General features: G+C 66.0%; 9 protein-coding genes. 1 reads left to right on the forward strand and 8 read right to left on the reverse strand.

The window, feature by feature from the left end; genetic code table 11:
• The 3 genes from WBR68_RS22640 to WBR68_RS22650 form a co-directional block, all read right to left on the reverse strand.
• Positions 1-6,641 (reverse strand): two-partner secretion domain-containing protein (locus WBR68_RS22640; protein ID WP_230695316.1); only part of this gene is annotated, 6,641 nt, incomplete at its 3' end.
• A gap of 25 nt (positions 6,642-6,666) precedes the next feature.
• The gene (locus WBR68_RS22645) at positions 6,667-8,385 is read right to left on the reverse strand and encodes a ShlB/FhaC/HecB family hemolysin secretion/activation protein (RefSeq protein WP_230695317.1); all 1,719 of its coding nucleotides are present in this window, start codon (positions 8,383-8,385) and stop codon (positions 6,667-6,669) included.
• A gap of 264 nt (positions 8,386-8,649) precedes the next feature.
• Positions 8,650-11,094 carry a DNA internalization-related competence protein ComEC/Rec2 gene (locus WBR68_RS22650; protein WP_230695318.1) on the reverse strand — a complete coding sequence of 815 codons (2,445 nt, stop codon included), beginning with the start codon at positions 11,092-11,094 and terminating at the stop codon, positions 8,650-8,652.
• 308 nt (positions 11,095-11,402) lie between these two features.
• Between WBR68_RS22650 and WBR68_RS22655 the strand changes: the two genes are divergently transcribed.
• The gene (locus tag WBR68_RS22655; protein ID WP_230695319.1) at positions 11,403-13,505 is read left to right on the forward strand and encodes a TonB-dependent siderophore receptor; all 2,103 of its coding nucleotides are present in this window, start codon (positions 11,403-11,405) and stop codon (positions 13,503-13,505) included.
• A 42-nt stretch (positions 13,506-13,547) separates the two neighbouring features.
• Here WBR68_RS22655 and WBR68_RS22660 read toward each other — a convergent pair whose 3' ends face one another.
• The 5 genes from WBR68_RS22660 to WBR68_RS22680 are packed head-to-tail and all read right to left on the reverse strand — an operon-like array spanning position 13,548 to position 17,286.
• The gene (locus WBR68_RS22660) at positions 13,548-14,342 is read right to left on the reverse strand and encodes an SDR family NAD(P)-dependent oxidoreductase (RefSeq protein ID WP_230695320.1); all 795 of its coding nucleotides are present in this window, start codon (positions 14,340-14,342) and stop codon (positions 13,548-13,550) included.
• Positions 14,343-14,360: 18 nt separating this feature from the next.
• Positions 14,361-14,867: a 2,4'-dihydroxyacetophenone dioxygenase family protein gene (locus WBR68_RS22665; protein ID WP_050445352.1), complete on the reverse strand. Its 507-nt coding sequence runs from the start codon at positions 14,865-14,867 to the stop codon at positions 14,361-14,363.
• A gap of 25 nt (positions 14,868-14,892) precedes the next feature.
• Positions 14,893-15,921, reverse strand: coding sequence for a LacI family DNA-binding transcriptional regulator (locus WBR68_RS22670; protein ID WP_230695321.1), 1,029 nt, complete (start codon positions 15,919-15,921; stop codon positions 14,893-14,895).
• 60 nt (positions 15,922-15,981) lie between these two features.
• Positions 15,982-16,512, reverse strand: coding sequence for a VOC family protein (locus WBR68_RS22675; RefSeq protein ID WP_050445350.1), 531 nt, complete (start codon positions 16,510-16,512; stop codon positions 15,982-15,984).
• Between the two features lie 9 nt (positions 16,513-16,521).
• Positions 16,522-17,286 carry an SDR family NAD(P)-dependent oxidoreductase gene (locus WBR68_RS22680; RefSeq protein ID WP_230695322.1) on the reverse strand — a complete coding sequence of 255 codons (765 nt, stop codon included), beginning with the start codon at positions 17,284-17,286 and terminating at the stop codon, positions 16,522-16,524.
• Positions 17,287-17,301 lie beyond the last annotated feature (15 nt).

A 17,301-nucleotide genomic window follows, 5' to 3' on the forward strand; every position in this document is an offset into this window, starting at 1 on the left:
GCGCCGATGGTGCCGCTGTTGTTGATGTCGCCGTCGGCCGCAAGCTTGACGTCGCGGCCGGCCATCAGGGTGCCGTCGCCCTTCAGGTCGCCTTCGCGCACCAGCAGGTAGACCTGCGGCACCAGCACGGTCTCGGTGGTGCCGTCGGGCAGTGTGACGGTCTGTTCGACCAACCAGACCAGGTCGGTGGTCAGTTGGCGTTGCTGCGCTTCGGTCAGCGCCGCGCCAAGCTTGATGCCGTTGTCCAGGGCGAATTGCGCGCCGTTGGCAAGCAGCTGCTTGTACTGGCTGTCGTTGTCGCCAAAGCCTTCCAGGAAGCGCTGGCCGGTGGTGGCCAGGATCTGATCGGCGACTAGCTTCTGTTCATAGAAGCCGTCGCCCAGGCGACGGGGCTGGCCGGACGGGGTCAGGAATTTTGCGCCGGCGGGAATCAGGGCGTTCAGGCCGCCGGGGCGGCTGCCCAGGCCGGCGTTGACGGAACCGGACGCGCCAGCGTTGCCGACGGGTGCGCCGGGCTGTTGCAGCAGGTCGAACAGATAGTCGCTGGAAACTGTTGGGCGGTTGCCGACAAAGCGCGGATCGGTAGCGACGACGTAGGGCGCGTCGGGTGTACCACCCACGGCGAAAAGTTGGCTGTCCGGGATGGTGGCCGGGTTGGATACGCTGCGCACGACGCTGCCGCCAGGCAGGCCAAGGCTGGCGATCAGGACGGGGCCGGGCGCGGTGGCGCCGCTGGCGCCGGGGGCCGCGCCGCTCAGCGAGACAGAGACGTTGCCGCCGGAAGTGCCGACCGGCAGTTCAATGGCCTGCGCAGCCAGGGTTTGCTGGTAGGCGCTGGAATATTCCTTGCGGTCGCGGTCACGGGCCTGGGTGACGGTGGCCGTCCCTGTCCTTGTGACGATTCGCTGCCCGCCGGCGCCGATGTTGTTGATGGCGGGACCAGAGACGGTCAGGGCGCCGCCCGCGGCGATCTGGCTCTTGTCGTTGGTGACGGTGCCGCTCAGCGTCATGGCGCCACCCGACAGGATCTTGCCGGGGTCGGACGAGACGGTGCGGGTTTCTGTGACGGTTTCTTCGACCTGGTAGTAGGTGAAGGTGGCGACCAGGCGGTTGTTGAAGTCGGCGTTGAATTCGCGAATGCGCCGGTCCAGCTCAACATGCGGAGCTTTATACGCGGCGTAGGCATCTTCGTAGGCCTGGCGGCGGGCCGCTTCAGCAGCGCATGCCTCCTTGCCGCGGCACTCCTGCTGCGGCGGCACCCAGACCGGCATCGACCCGGAAGGCGGCGTGACGCCGAAGACGGCCCATACACGAGCATCTGAGCTGTAGACGAATGATTCGGGAATGGTCCAGCAATCGCCACCGTTATCCCCGCCAGAACACGTTACGGATTCGGGGATATGGGTAATTGGTATTGGCGCGGTCTCGCCGGCGCGGCCCTTTTTGCTCTGCACGTAATCAAACGGCGGCCCGTATCGCGATGCCGGATACTTGCTCGAAGGCAGCAGGAAACGGCGCTCGGGATCGTCATCCAGCCATTCCGGAACCTTGCCGCACATCGGTGTGACCTGGTCGCAGAACCAGTTGGTCTCCATGTCGTACACGTCGGTCGTGCCCGCCGGTGTCACGTACAGCTTGGGGACCGTCATCACAGGCACGACCTGGCTGACGTAGTTCGTGTTGACGTTCTGCAAAGACGCAGCCGAAATCGCCGCGTTCCCTGCCGCCTCGATCGTGGCCGATGCGTTCAGCAACGACGCGGCCTGGCCGATGGCTTTGCGGTTGGCATCCAGCGCGCCGCCGATGCGCAAGTCCGCGCCGGAATAGATCAGCGCATGGCTGCGGTTCACCAGCGATCCCACGCCCAGGTCCAAATCGCCGCGTGAGGCGATGACGGCGCCGCCGCCGGCGCCCGCGCCGTTGACGAGTTCACCCGCGCGAATGGCGATGGTGTTGCCATAGATGCGGCCGAAGTTGTCCAGGCGGCCGGCGGTGATGTTGGTAGCGCCGCCATCGATCAGGCCGGAATTGGTCAGGCCATTGGCGACGTTGATGGTGTTGGTGCGCCCGGCCAGCAGTTCGCCACTGGCCTGGTTGTTGAGCGAGGCGGCCGTGATGCTCAGGTCACGGCCGGCACTGACGGTGGCGCTGTTGTCCATGACGCCGCCGACGGACATGCTCAGGTCGCGGCCGGCGGCAATGGTGCCGGTCTGGTTGAGCGAACCCGTGTAGGTAAAGGACAAATCTTGCGCGGATTGCAGGGTGCCCAGACCTTGCAGGTTCTGGATCATGACGGCAAGACGCTCGCCCGCCATGACCTTGCCCTGGTGGTTCTTCAGGACGGCGGCCTCGACCGTGGCGTAGCGCTGCGCGGCGACTTCGCCGCCGGCGTTGTCCAGTTCGTCGGTGGTGACGGTCAGGTCCTGGCCCGCGCTGATGGAGCCGCCCTGATTGTTGACGCGGTCGGCAACGATGGCGGCCACCTTGGCAAGCACCCCTTTGGGCGGCGCGGCGGCGGCGGTCAGCGTGGCGCTGTTGTCCAGGCTGGTGGCGCTCAACGTCAGGGTACCGTCGGCCTGGATCAGCCCCCCCCGGTTGTCAACGGCCCCGGCCGTGGTCAGGGTGAGATCCCCGCCCGCCAGCGTGCCGCCGGCATTGCCGACGCGCGCCGCTTCAATTTGCACGTTGCTGGCGGCGGCGATCAGTCCCGCGGTGTTGTCCAATTCGCCGCCCAGCTTCAACGTGGCGTCGCCGGCAGACGTCAGCTTGCCGCCCTGGTTGCGCAGGTTGGCGGCGGTGATGTCAAGGCTGCCGCCATGCAGGACGGCGTTGCGCGTGGCAAGGTCGCCGGGCGAATTCAGCGCCAGCTTGCCGATGGCGGAAAGGTTGCCGCCGGACAGGTCCATGCCGTCCGCGACAAGTGTCATGTCCTTGCCGGCCGCGCTGATGCCCGGATGGGTGATGAAGGCGGCGGTCAGGTTGACGCTGCCCGGCAGGCTAAGCGTGCCGTCTGCGCCCACGCCCGCGATAAAGCGGCCGGTGTTGCCCAGCGCACCGCTGGTGACGGCGTTGACATCGCCGCCCGCCAGCACCGAGCCGGCGTTATCAAGCGTGGTTCCCGCGCGCAGGCTGGCCGCGCCCGCCGCCGACAGGATGCCAGCGTTCTGCAGCGCGCCGCCTGCTTGCAGATTGATCGCGTCAGCGGCCTGGATGCGGCCATCGGCGGTGGTAGTGAGATTGCCGTTCGCGTTGATGGTCACGTCGCCCGCCTGCGTGGCGGCGATGCCGCCCAGCGTGGCGTCCGTGCCCGCGCGCAGCGTCATGCCTTGGCCGGCGGCGGTCGATCCCAAGGCGGTGAGCGCGCCGCCCGATGTGGCGGTCAGTGTTGCGCCCGCCTGCAGATTCGACGCGGCGCCCATGACCAGGTCGCCGCGCTGCGTGTCCAGCGTCAGGTCGCCCTGCAAGGCCGCGACGGTGCCATCCACGGCCATGCCGTCGCCCGCGCTGAGCGTTTGCGTGATGCCCGCCAACATGCTGCCCGCGGCAAGCAGCGTGCCCTGTGCGGTAGTGGTGAGTGTGCCCGCGGCTTGCGCCAGACCCGCCACGCCAACCGCGATGTTGCGGCCCGCCATCGTCAGGTTTGCGTCGCTGGCCGCCGTGCCGTCCACGCGCGCATCGCGCGCGGCGGCCAGAATCATGTTCTGTACCGAGGCCAGTGCGCCGGTGGCGACCAGGTCGCGCTGGGCTTGTGCCGTCAGCGTGCCCGCGGCCTGCACCTGCCCGCCCTGCTTGACGATCACATCGCGCCCGCCCACCAGCAGGTTGCCGGCCATGGCGTCGCCCAGCGCGGCCGCCGTGCCGCCCAGGCGCGCATCGCCCGTCGCCATCAGCGTCAGGGCGCCGCCCGCGACGATGACGCCGTCAGAGTCCAGGTCACCGCCTGATTGGGCGCTCAGGTTCTGCGCCGCCTGCATGCGGCCGTTTGCGCCCACGCGCAACTGTCCGCCAGCGTCAGCCGTCAGGGTGCCCGCCAGCGCCGCCACCGTACCGTCGACGCCAAGGTCGCGCGTGGCGGACAGGCTGGCGGGCGTGCCCGCCGTGACGGTGCCGGTCACGAACAGGTCGCGCGCCGCTTGGGCTTGCAGGAAGCCACCCGCGCCCGGCACGGCTTTGGCGGTGCCGGCCGTACCGGCGATGCGCAGGTCTTGGCCGGCGCCCAGGATCAGCGTGTTGCTGCCTTGCGCCAGCCCGCCTTGGGCTACCGTCAGGTCCGCGCTGGCTTCTGCGCGCAGCGTGCCGTTGGCGACCGTCTTGCCGTTCAGTTCGGCGTTTGTACCGGCGGACAGAAGGACGTCTTGTTCACCGGAAATCGTGCCGTCCGCGATCAGCTTGCCGCTGGCCTGGGCGTTCAGTTGCTGGCCCGCCTGAAGGACGCTGGTGCTGCCCAGCGCCATGTCGCCGCCGCTTGCGATCTTGAGCGTGCCTGCGTCGGCAAGCATCGTGCCGTCCACGCGCAAATCGCCTTGCGTGCTGACTTGCGCGGACTGGCCCGCGATGAACAAACCTGCCAGCGATGCGCTGGCTGCATCCGCCACGACCGAGCCATCGGCCTGCACCCGCGACGCGGCCGATGCCGTCATGGCCTGCCCCGCCTGTAGCCGCACGTCGCCAGAAGCCAACGCCTGCCCGTCCAGCGTGAGGTCGCGCGCGGCTTGCAGCGTCACGTCCTTGAGGGACGTGATCTTGCCAGCGTTTTGAAGGCTTTCGTCCGCGGCAAGGCCCACGCTTTCAGCTGCGGCGATCTGGCCTTGGGCACCGACTTCGATATCGGCACCGGCCGCGGCATTGACGCCGCCAGCGGCCGCTGCAAGCGTGCCGTCGACGGAAAGCTTGCCCCCCGCCGACAGGTCCAGGTCGCCGTTGGCGCGCAAGGTGCCGGCCAGCGCCATGGCGCCGCCGGCCTTGGCCGCCGCGCCGCCTTCCGCTTCCCATTGCGCGGGCGCATCCATGCGCAGGTCGCGCGCTGCATCGATGGCGACGCGGCCGGTGGACGCGCCCTTGCCCGACACCCGCGCGTCGCGCCCCGCCATCAACGAAACGTCGCCGCGCGCACCGACCATGCCGTCCAGGTTGAGGTCGGCGGCGGCGCGCAACTTGGCCGATCCGCCTGATTGCAGTTGGGCGCTGGCGCCCGTGGTCAAGTCGCCCCCCGCCTGCGCGTGCAGCGCACCGACGGCAGTCACCTGGCCGGGCAGCACCATGTCGCGTCCGGCCGTCAATGCGACCGCGCCGCGGGCGGTGACCAAGCCGCTGGCATTGGTGCCCGCCTGCGCCGCGCCGGTGGTGGTGTTTGATGCGGTGCCGCCTGTGCCGGAAGCACCGCCGCCCGCGTTCGATCCGCCGCCTTCCGTACCGTTTGCGCCACCGACCGGTGGCGTCACGCCCGACGTGGGCAAGGCGCCGCCTATCCGCAGGTTACGCGCGGACTCGATGCCCACGCCCTGGCCGCCCATCAGCAGCGAACCTTCCAGCGACAGGTCCTGTCCCGCAGCGACACGCAGTGCGCCCTGCGTCTGCAACGCACCCTGCGCGGCAATCCTGACGTCGCCCGCGGCGCTCACATCGACTGAGCCGCCCGCGCCAACGGCGCCCTTTATCCCGGCATTGCGGCCAGCGGCCAGCGCCACACCACCCGCCGCCTGCGCCACGCCATCAACGGCCAGATCGCGTCCGGCCGCCAAGCTCAGATTGCGCGCCGCCTGCACGGCAGCACTGGGTGCGATGCGCACGTCGCCCGCCGCGCTGACCTCCAGGTCTCCCGTCAGGGCCACCAGGTTTCCGCCCACGTTGACGCCAACGCCGGCCTCGGTGCCGATCAGCCGGATGCTGTTGGCATACATGCCGCCCAGCGCAGCGGTATCCAGCGCCACCGCCGGCGCCGGGCCTTCGCCCGCCCGAGCCGAGACGGCGCCCGACGCATAGTCCACACGCGCCGCGCCCGCCGTCACGTTGAGCCGGTCGGCCCATACGCCAGCGTTGATCTCCAGCGACCGGGCGATCAGGTCCACCTGGCTGGCGTTGGTGCCGTTCAAGCCGTCGCCTTCAACACGGATCTTGCCTGCCGCCACGTCGAGCGCGATGCTGCCATCGGAGCCAACCTGGGGCCGTCCGGTGGTCAGGGTGGCCCGATTCGCGTTCAAGAAGCCGCAGCCGTTGCAAGTGATGCCCGCCGGGTTCGCGACGATGACATTGGCCCGATTGCCCGCGACCTCCAGCGTGCCCATCAGTTGCGAGGGGTTGGGCGCGGTGACCTGGTTCAGGATGGTGGTGGCGCGCTGGTTGCCCAGCATGACGTTGCCCGCCACCTGCCCGGCAAGCTGGGTCTGGCTGGCGCCGCCGCTGTTGTTCAGCACCACGCCCGACGGTCCCACGTTGAACTGCGTGTAGCGGTTGTTGGAAACCCCACCGGCGGACGGCGGCGCGATGTTGACGACGGGCACGCCATTGTTGACGCCCACTGATGGCTTCTGGCCGGCCACGTTCTTGTCCACCGAGATCGGCAAGGTCTGCGCCAGCACCGGCGTCCACACCTGCGTAAAAACGATGGACCAGACAATCAACGAGCGAAGCTTGGACATCATGTGCACCTGGGAAACAACAACGGATTCAGAACTCGAACATCAACGCCATCGCGAAGACGGTGGATGCGGTTTTTAGCGATTCGGGTTTCTTTAGCGGCCAGCCGGCCGACAAGTCGTAGCTGGCATTGACCACACTCGCGACACCGGGCAAAGAGAGCCGGCCACGCACCCCCGCGACCGCGCCAACCAAGGTGCGGCCGGACAGATACGCGGCGGATGGACCGCCGACGCGCCCCACGTCCACGCCGGTGTACAACTGCTGCCCCGACAGGCCAGTCAGGCCTTCCAGGTTCAGCGACAGATCGTTGCGCAGCGTCCAGCCATCCTCGGCAGCCAAGGTCATCTGCCCATCAAAGCCGCGCACGGCATAGCGGTTGCCGATGGTGAAGTAGTCGGCGGGCACGATTGCCGTCTTGGCATGCTGGATCTGCCAATTGGCCTGATACGCAAAGGGCTGGTCGGCCACCTTGAAGGGCAAATACAGGCCGGCGTTGGCGGTGTAGATGGTGCTGCGGCCGTTCCAGTCCGGGTCGCCATAGACGTAGCCGGGCTGGTCGGAGAACTGCGGCAAGGTGCCGCGCACGCCGCCACCAATGTCCAGCACGGCCTGGCCCACATAGTGGCGGTGCCCGTAGTTGATCTCGTAGCCGGTGACGTCGCGGCGCTGCACGTCGATGGGCACGTCGTTCAGTGTGCTGTCGGTGCGTTTGCGCAGCAGCATGACTGACAGGTTGCCCTTGTAGGCCGTGCCGCGGTACGGCACCACCGCCACGCCCGCCTGCAACTGCTTGGTGGTGCCGCCGTAGATGATGGGCTCTTCGAAGCCTGCCACGGTCTGGCGATAGGTGGACTTGCTGGCGCCGGCAAAGACGCTCCAGTAGCCAAACGGCACGCTGTAGTTCACGGACGCGGCGCGCGTGTTGGAGTTCGCGTCGCGCCAACGCGCGTTGCTGTTCCAGGACACCGATAGCTGGTCGTACAGGAACAAGGGGGAATCCAGCGTCAGCCCGGCGTTGACCTGGTACTTGCCCACGGAATCCATGCCGCCGTTGTCGCCGCCCACGTAGCCGTGCCAGCGCTTGCCTGTGCCGGGCTTGATCAGGATGTCGGAGTCGCCCAGCTCGGGACCGGGCGCGATGTCGATGGCCGCGTCCGCCTGACTGCCCAGGCGCCGGATGTTTTCAAGCGCCTGGTCCAGGTCGCGCTGGTTCAGTTCGCCGCCTGGCCCCGTAGGCAAGGCGGTACGCCACCAGCCGATAGCGCCCTCGCCCTTGACGGCCGAGATGCGGCCGGGCAGATAGCGCAACTTCAGGGTGCCCGCCGCCAGCGATTGCTCGGGCACGACGACCCGCGCGGTGACCTGGCCGTTGTCGATCAGCAGGTTGATCAGGTATTCCTGCAGGGCGCGCAAACCCTTGCCGCCCACACATTGGCCGACCACGACCGCAGCGGCGCGGCCAAGCGACTCGGACGGTTCCGCGCCATCCCAAACCACTTCACGCAGCAGGAAGCAAGGCGTTTCAGGCGGAAAGACCAAGCCGCGCGCGGCGTCCTGCGCGGGCGCGGACAGCACATCGGGCCGTTCCGTCGCGCGGGCGCGCTGGGCATCGACCTCTTGTTCCTGTCGACGTTCGATTTCTGTGGCGCGACGCACGGCGTCTGGCACGGGTTGCGCCACCGCTGCCGCATTGCCCGCCGCTATCGCCACCAACACTGCCAACCGCAACTGCCGGAATCCCCTCATACGATTGGACGCAAACGGATATCCGCCAATGCGCCGCCTCCTGTAGACCTGTTTGGCGCCGCATTTTGCTACCAGAAACCGTATATTGCAATATATATCTGCTGTGTCTATGCCGTTACACAGAGAAATTAGCAGATGATGGCAGACATAATGGTTTGATTGGCCGATTTTGGTGGTATTTCGTCGGGTGAAATTAACGACTCTGTAATAAATGGCGATTAATTCGGGCTGCTCGCTTACCGGGAAACGGCGTCTTCAAGCCTGTCATCGCCCATGCCAATATCTTCTTCCGTCCTCCCGCTGCGACCACACCTTTAATCCTTCCGCGCGGGATTCCGCCATCACCGCGCCATCCCGATCACTGCGCCAGAACGTCGCCCCCGCGCGTAGCCAGCGCCGTTGCACCGCAGCAGAGGGGTGACGAAAGCGGTTCAGATGGCCCGCCTGGGCTATCGCATGTGTCGCCTGCACCGCCAGCACCCAATCGCGTCCGGATGACGATGCCGAACCATGGTGCGGGGCCAGCACCACGTCGGTGTTGGGCACGCCACGCGCCACCAGTTCCCGCTCCTGCGCCACACCGATATCCCCGGTCAGCAGCAGCGAATGCCTGACGCCCTGCACTCGCAATACGCAACTGTCGGCATTCTTGTCTGCCGGCGCGCGGCCGCCGCCCTTGGCCGGGTGCAGAAAGGTGAACCGCACACCGTCCGCCTCCCATGTGTCGTCACGGCGGCAACGCAGCATGCGGGCAGGCAGCGTGGCGGGTCCGCCAGACAACGCTTGACCCCACGCGGCCTTTTGCACGGCCTCTTGCACGGGCCGCTGCCCCGGTCCAGTCGCCGGCCACACACTGGCATCGCGCCGCACAAACGCCGCCACATCAAACGACGCATAACTCAGACGCACCGGCACCGCCGCCAGCACCGCGCGCGCTCCGCCCACGTGGTCCTGGTCGGCATGCGACAGCACCAGCACATCCAAAGCCGTAATGCCACGCGCCTGCAGAAACGGCGCCAGCACGCGCTCGCCCGCATCGCTGCCGCCGTAGTGGCGCGGCCCCGCATCAAACAACAAGGTCTGGCTGGCGGTCTCGACCAGGATGGCGCTGCCCTGCCCCACGTCCAGCGCGCTCATGCGCCAATAGCCTGGCTCAGGCTTGTCCGGCCGCCAACACAGCAGCGGCAACATGCACACCCAACCCAATTGGCGCGCCGGCCATCCTCGTGTCTGCAAAGCCCAGACCATGCCCGCCACGGCCAACAAGAGCCACGGCCACGGCGCGGCCGCGACCGCAAAGCTTGCCCAGTCCGCATTGCCCACCCATGCCACGGGAACCATCGTCGCGTCAAAAGCGGCCAGCCCGCCTTGAGCCGCCCAAGTCGCTGCCGCTTGCGCGCCAGGCAAGACCGACAGCGCCGCGCACAACAAGGCCAAGGGCGTCACGATGAAGGTCACCGACGGAATCGCCACCGCATTGGCCAAGGGCGAACCCACCGACACCTGATACACCAGAAACGCCAGCAAGGGCGTCAGCCCCAAGGTGACCAGCAACTGCAAACGCGTCGCCTGCGCCAACCGGCTTGCCCAACGCTGACGCCACCCGGCCTCGGCATCAAAGGGCAGGTCGGCAATGCGCAGCAGTATCGCCACCGCCCCGAACGACAACCAGAACCCCGCCGACAGTGGCGCCCACGGATCCAACGCCGCCACGCCCGCCCCCGCGCACGCCAACACCCTGCCCGCCGTCAACGGCAGCCGAGACATCGCCGCCGCCAACACCACCGACAACATGAAGAACGTGCGCCGCGCCGGCACGCCCCACCCCGCCAACAGGCAGTACAGCAAAGCCACCACGGCCGCCGCCGCGCCGCCCGCCACGCGCGACGGCATAAGCTCCGCCAAGCCCACGCCCCGCCATCGTGTGCGCCGCCAAGCCGCCGCCACCAGCACGCCCGCGATGCCCGCAATGGACGTCACGTGCATGCCGCTGATCGACACCAGATGCGTAATGCCGCTGCGGTTGAAAATGCGCCAATCATCGCGCGCCACCCCGGCCTGATCCCCAATCGCCAAGGCAATCAGCACCGGCGCATAGCGATGATTCCCCAAGGCCTCGCGCATGCCCACACGCACATGGTGCCGCGCCCGTTCGATGGCCACGCCCGCCGACGCCCAAGGCTGATCGTCCAACAACTTTGGCCGCCCACGCACCGTGCCCACCGCCCGCAAGCCACGCGCGAACATGCGCGCTTCCGCATCCGGCCCCGCCGGGTTCAGCACGCCGTGCGGACGACGCAAGACAAGCGCCATCCGCCAGATCTGGCCGGGCAGCAACGCAGGCATGGGGGTGGAGGCGCCCGGCGGTGCTTGCCAGGTGACCTGGATGCGAGACGGAATGCCCGGGCGCGCGGGCTCGGCCAGCTCGGCGATGAAGCGATGGTGCCGTTCGTCGCCGTCTGGTAATTCGGCTACGCGCAGAATCAGGCGGGAGACTTGGTCTTGGTGCAGGTCCGCCAGCGCATCGTCAAGGCGGTGCTGTGCTTGCAGGCAGGCGTTAAGCGTGCCCGCGCAAAGGCCCAGCACCAGGGCGGAAGCAACGCGAGCAACATTGCTATGGCATCGCAGGCATAAAACCCCCGCGACTACGCCGGCAATGGCTACCAACGCCAGAACGAACGCGCCCGGCAACACCGCAAAGCACTGCAACCACGCCGCGCCGCCCACGAACGCCAGGCAAAAAGAACGACCGATGATGTCCCTCTCCTAAAACCAGGAGCGTAGGACGCGCGGGCAATACCGCCATCACCGAATGAACGGTTTCATCCACCTCGGCATGCCGCAACACCCGTCTTGCCGATCGGGCGCGCAGACTTTACTATCGCGGATCGCAATATAAATGCGTTTTATTATCATTAATAAATTTCAAGAACGACTCCGCCCGGCCCTTACCGTGCATTGCATCGCGCCTCACGGCCATCTTCACGCCCCTCTTCCAGCAGCCTTCCCCTCTTTTGATGTCGCACCTTCACGCCCCTGCCCTGTTCACCGCCCTATCCGCCGGCCTGGCTTTGCTTGCCCCCGGCGCCCTGCACGCACAGTCCCCAGACGTCGTCCAACTGCCCTCCGTCCGCGTCACCGCCGAACCTGAAGCCGACGGCAGTTTCAATCCCGTTCAGCCGCCCTCTGTCAACAAATCCTCCGTGCCGCTGTCACAGACGCCACAGTCGATCACCGTGGTCCCACGGGCCGTGCTCGACAGCCAACAAGCACAGACCCTGGCCGACGCCTTGCACAACGTGCCGGGCGTGGTGGCCAACCAGTTTGGGCGACGGGGGTGGGATGACCTGATCATTCGTGGGCAAGTCGCTTCCGATTCCTTGTTCCTGGACGGCCTGCGTACGGCGGCGTCCAACCGGGTTGCCGAGCAATTGTTCGGGCTTGAACAAGTGGAAGTGCTGAAGGGCCCGGCCTCGCTGCTCTACGGATTGGTGCTGCCAGGCGGCCTGGTCAACATGGTCAGCAAACGCCCCCAGCCCGAGGCTTTCGCGAACGTTGAGACCACGGTCGGCAGCCACGATTTCTATCAGGGGACCCTGGATATGGGCACGCCGCTGTCAGAAAACGGCAAGGCCGCTTTCCGCTTGAACGCGCTGGCGATGAACTCGCATGACGCCACCGACTACGTGTGGTTCAAGAATCGATGGATCGCGCCTTCACTGTCGCTGGATCTGGGAACGCGAACGGACTTCACCATCCTTACCAGCTATCAGGAACGCCGTTATGTGCGGCAGCAAGGCTTGCCGGTGATCGGGTCCGTGCTTGAAAACCCGAATGGCAGCATCCCTCGCGATCGCTTTATCGGCGAACCGGATCAGGACCCGTATCGCGGATTCCAGAGCCGGATGGGCTATGCCCTGACGCATCGCTTTGACAACGGCTGGACGGTCAACCAGAACCTGCGCTGGCAGGAATTCACGCTTGACGGCCAACTCGTGGCGGCCGGCACGCTTGCCGCAGGGGGCCGCAGCCTGCGGCGTACCGCCACCGACCAGCATTGGGATGGCGATACGTTTTCGATGGACACGAATGCGCAGCGCCGCTTCGATACCGCGTGGGGCAAGCACGAGATCACGGTCGGGGTCGACTATCTGCGCACGCGCGAGAACGCGCTGCAAACCAGTTGCTCCGTCGGTGCGTTGGATATGTACAACCCGGTTTACGGAAGCCCGATCACCTGCCCCGCGAATCCTCGCACCAACAGCCAAAGCACTGTGCGCTCCCTGGGCTTTTACTTTCGTGACCAGATCCAGCTTGGCGAGCGTTGGCGCCTGATTGCCGGCCTGCGGCGTGATGATGCCGCCAGCTATTCCACGGACAGGCTGACCGGCAACCGCCAGGACAACCCGGCACAGAAGACCACCGGTTCGGGCGCCGTCATGTATGAAATTGCCCCAGGCGTACGCCCCTACATCAGCTACGCCACCTCGTTCTATCCCAACGTAGGCACCGACGCCAATGGCCAGGGCTTTGCACCCGAGACCGGCCGGCAATGGGAAGCCGGCGTCAAGTTTGACCTGGATGACGGCAATACCAGCCTGACGGTGGCGGCCTTTGACCTGCGCCGGCGCCAGGTGCTTCAGTCCGACCCGATCAACGACGGCTACAGCATTGCCGTTGGCGAGCAACGTACCCGAGGCGCCGAGCTTGGCTTTGTGTCAGACCTGGGCAATGGATTGAGCCTGATGGGCGGCTACGCCTACATTGCGGCCGTCATCACGGACGACGGCGGGCAGGCGGCCTCCACCGAAGGTGGCTGGCTGGACAACGTGCCGCGCCACAGCTTCAACCTGACGGCGCGCTACCGCTTGCGCGGCCCTGCGCAAGGCTGGGAACTGAATGGTGGCATGCGTGGCGAGAGCCCGCGCCACGCTTATGGATACGTCATCCCGGGTTATGCCGTGGCCGACGCGGGCATCGCCTACAACGCGGACCGCTGGCGCGCGGCGCTCACCGTGCGCAACCTGTTCGACAAGGATTACTTTGCCGGCGGCCTGCGCAACGCCGTCGCGCTGGGTGACGGGCGCACAACGATGCTTACGCTGGGATATCGGTATTGACAGTCGGGGGCAGCATCTTCTGGCCTGCCCCCTACCGCCTCGCTACAAACTCGATCCCCCATCCACCACCATCAAACACCCCGTGACGTAAGCCGCTTCGTCAGACGCCAGGAACAGCGCCGCATTGGCAATATCCCAAGGGCTGCCCTGGCGCCCCATCGGGCACCTTGCGTCCCGCGTCTTATGCCCTGCTTCCGCCGCCTCTGCGTTTGCATACAAGGCATCCGCATGCGGCGTGCGGATCATGCCGGGGATGATGCAATTGCACCGCACCTGGTCCGGGGCATATTGCCGCGCGATGACCCGCGTCATGTGATTGACCGCCGCTTTGGAGGTGCTGTACGACAGGAATTGCATCGGGCTCCATTTCAGGCTTGCGGTTGACGATACGTTGATGATGGACCCGCCACCGCGCGCCTTCATCTGCGGCAGGAAAGCACGCGCCATCGCCATGGAACCGCGCACGTTGACCGTCATGACGCGGTCCCACTCGTCGTCCTGCACGGCAAGCAGATCGCCCTGGATTTCGATGCCGACATTGTTGTGCAGGATGTCGACGCCGCCGAAACGCCTTGCCACGTCTTGCGAGGCCCGTTCGATCTGTGCCGAATCCGTGACGTCAAGCGCTAGCGCTTCCGCAACACCGCCCTCCGCGCGAATCATCTCCGCAGTCTCTTCCGCGGCCGCCAGGGACCGGTCAGTGCAGATAACTGTTGCGCCTTCACGCGCGAACCGGATCGCACAGGCTGCGCCGTTGCCCACTTGATCGGCGGCCGAAAACGAATTTCTTAACGTGCCGGCGCCTGCTACCAGGGCCACTTTTGATGCCAAACGCATAGCCAGAAGCCTCTCGGATCAATCGCGCGTGAATTCGGCGCCGCCCTTGGGGCGGATATAGCGCGGGATCGGCAGCCCGGCCTTCTTGGCCGCGTCAAGAATCGAATCTTCGATGGCGCCCGCGTCGCGGATGTTGGCGAACTGGCCGTCGATGAAGTTGATGTTGGCGCCGAACACCACCATGAAGCCTTCGGCCGGTTCCGTGGCGTCCTCGGGCACCGAAAACGTATGGACCGAGCCGCCGGGTTCGTACAGATAGCTGCCGGCCTTCTGCACGTCATCCGGGTACTCCAGGTAGTTCCATTGCCCCTTGGTGGTGTAGAAGTGGACGACGCCGGTATGGAAATGCGTGGGCAGGCGCGTGCCCGGGGCGAACTTGCCGTACAGCACCCACACGCCGTTCTCCCGGTCCAGAAACAGGGGGATGATCGATGAGCCCGGGGCGGCGCCTGGCACTTCTACGCCGTCTTCAATGTTGACGGTCAGCAGGCGATCTTGATGGGTGATGGTGTACGGAAGTGTCATGAGCGTTCCTGAAGTGGATGAAGAGTCAAGACGGCGCCGCGGGCGCGCACGATTCGCGCAATATCAGCTGCGTCTTGATGACAATGCGATCGCCTTGGGCAGACGCCGTCTGGCGATCAAGCTGCTTTAAAACCAGTTGTGCCGCGCACGTGCCCACCGCCTCAAGATCCCAACTGAGCGAGGTGATGGCGGGGCTGAATAGCTGCGACAGATCGGTGTCGCCGATGCTGATCACGCTGATGTCGTTGGGCACCGAGTCTCCGGTATGGCGCAGGGCTTGCAGCACGCCGGACAGGATTCTGGTTCCCAGGCAGACAAATGCCGTGGGGCGGTTCGCGTGCGACAACAGTGACATTGCCTCGGTGAATGCGAACTGCATCGCAGACCGTTCCGCCCGGATCAACGCCGGGTCGGGAACCATGCCGCGCGCGTCGAATGCCTGGCGAAAGCCCGCGATACGTTCTTTACCGGTGCGCAGATCCGTGCCCGGCGTCAGCAGCGCGATGCGCGTGTGGCCCAGGTTCAGCAGATATTGCGTTGCCTGGAACGCGCCCGCCGCATGGTCGACGTGGATACCGACTGACGAGTCTCCGAACTCTCGGTCCAGCGCCACCACGGGCAGCTCTTGCGACAGCTTGTCGATGAGCTCGGCGGATTCCTTTTCGCAGGGGCCCAGAATCAAGGCGTCGACGCGCCGGCCGCGAAAGATGTCCACCAAAGACGCTTCACGGCGCCTTTCGTTGTGGGTGCTTGCCACCAGCAGTGAATAGCCTTCGGCCTGTAGCGCGGTCTCGGTGGCGGTGATGATGCGTGCGTACAGCGGGTTGGCAAGGTCGGACACCAGCAGCCCGATCACGCCGGAAGATTTGGTGCGCAGGCTTCTAGCCACGGCGTCCGGCCGATAGTCCAGGCTGCGCACCGCCTGTTCTACCGCCGCGATGGCGGCTTCGCTGACGCGTCCGGTGCGGTTCAACGCGCGCGATGCCGTGCCCAGGGAAACCCCGGCTTTCTTGGCGACGTCGCGTATCGTGATTCGGGTGTTTCGGTCTTTCATGATTGTGGTTCTGTCTGTGCCGGAAGTGGCTAACATACACCGTCTTCGGCACTCGGCCGGCTAGACGCGCGGGCGTATCGGCGCGGATCCATCCCACGATGCGCAAGCCGCTCTGATCTCGTCGAAGTACTCGCCTTTGCCGCCTTTCATTTCCGACACTTCGATCATGCCGCTGGGCAGGTCAGGATGAACGAAGTAGGCAAAGCGGCCGCGCAAGCCCATTCTTCCGCCGTGCCCTTCCTCGTAGCCATTACGCAGCAGTCGGCCACAAAACTCGTCGAAGTGGTCCAGCGTCCAGAACGCCACGTGCTGCGCGCACTCGCCGCTGTTGCGCAAGGAATCCAGATAGAGCGACGGCGCGTCATCGCGCTGTTGGATCAGTTCGATTTGCAGGTCGCCTGAGTTCGCCAAGGCAATGGACAGGCGCGGCGGTTGCGATACCTGGCCGCGATATCGAAATTCCGTGGTGCCAACCTCTTCCTTGTAGAACCAAGGGCCAACGCCCAACACCTCGGACCAGTGCTTCATGGCTTTTTCTATGTCGCGGACCACGTAGCCCACTTGCCGAACGCCACCAAAAATTCTGCTCATGAATGTTCCTTAGTTCATGTGGGCGCCGCCGTTGATATCCAACGTCGTGCCGGTGATGTAGCTGGAAAGGTCGCTGGCCAGGAACAGGCAGCCGCCGGCCACTTCATGCGGGCGTCCGGCCCGGCGCAGCGGCCAGCCTTGGGCGGCGTCGTCCTTGCTTTCATCCGAGCGCCCGGTGCGCGAGAAATCGGTGGTGATCAGACCCGGGGCAATCGCATTGACCCGGATCTTGTGCTCGCCGAATTCCTTGGCCATGGCGCGGGTCATGCCTTGCACGCCCGCTTTGGCCGCGCAATAGTGCGCGCCGCCAAAGATGCCGCCGCCGTTCTGCGCCGACAGCGACGAAATGGAAATGATGCTTCCCGCCGCGCGCTGAATCATCAACGGGATGACGGCTTGGCTCAGGTTGAAGACGCCGGTCAGGTTCACTCGCAGGATGCGTTCAAAATCCGCTGGGGTGATGTCGCGAAACGTAGCCTTCTGCGTGATCGCCGCATTGTTCACCAGCACGTCGACCCCGCCGCCCGACCAGGCCGCGATCTGGTCGACGGCGGCGCGGCATTGCTCGCCGCTACCGACGTCACAGGCCAGCGCCAGCAGTTGCGTGGGCGCCGCGCCCAGGTCCGCCGCGCTTTCCTGTATTCGGGCTTCATCCAGGTCAAGCATGGCCACGCGCGCGCCATGTTCCAGAAAGAGTCTTGCGGTGGCTTTGCCTATACCCTTGGGATGCGCGGCGCCAGAAATGACGGCAACGCGGTCTTGTAGCAGTTTCATCAAGGTCTCGTGTCT

The sequence above is a fragment of the Achromobacter sp. JD-1 genome (assembly GCF_038594925.1).
In the GTDB taxonomy this organism is placed as follows: Bacteria; Pseudomonadota; Gammaproteobacteria; order Burkholderiales; family Burkholderiaceae_B; genus Achromobacter; species Achromobacter spanius_C.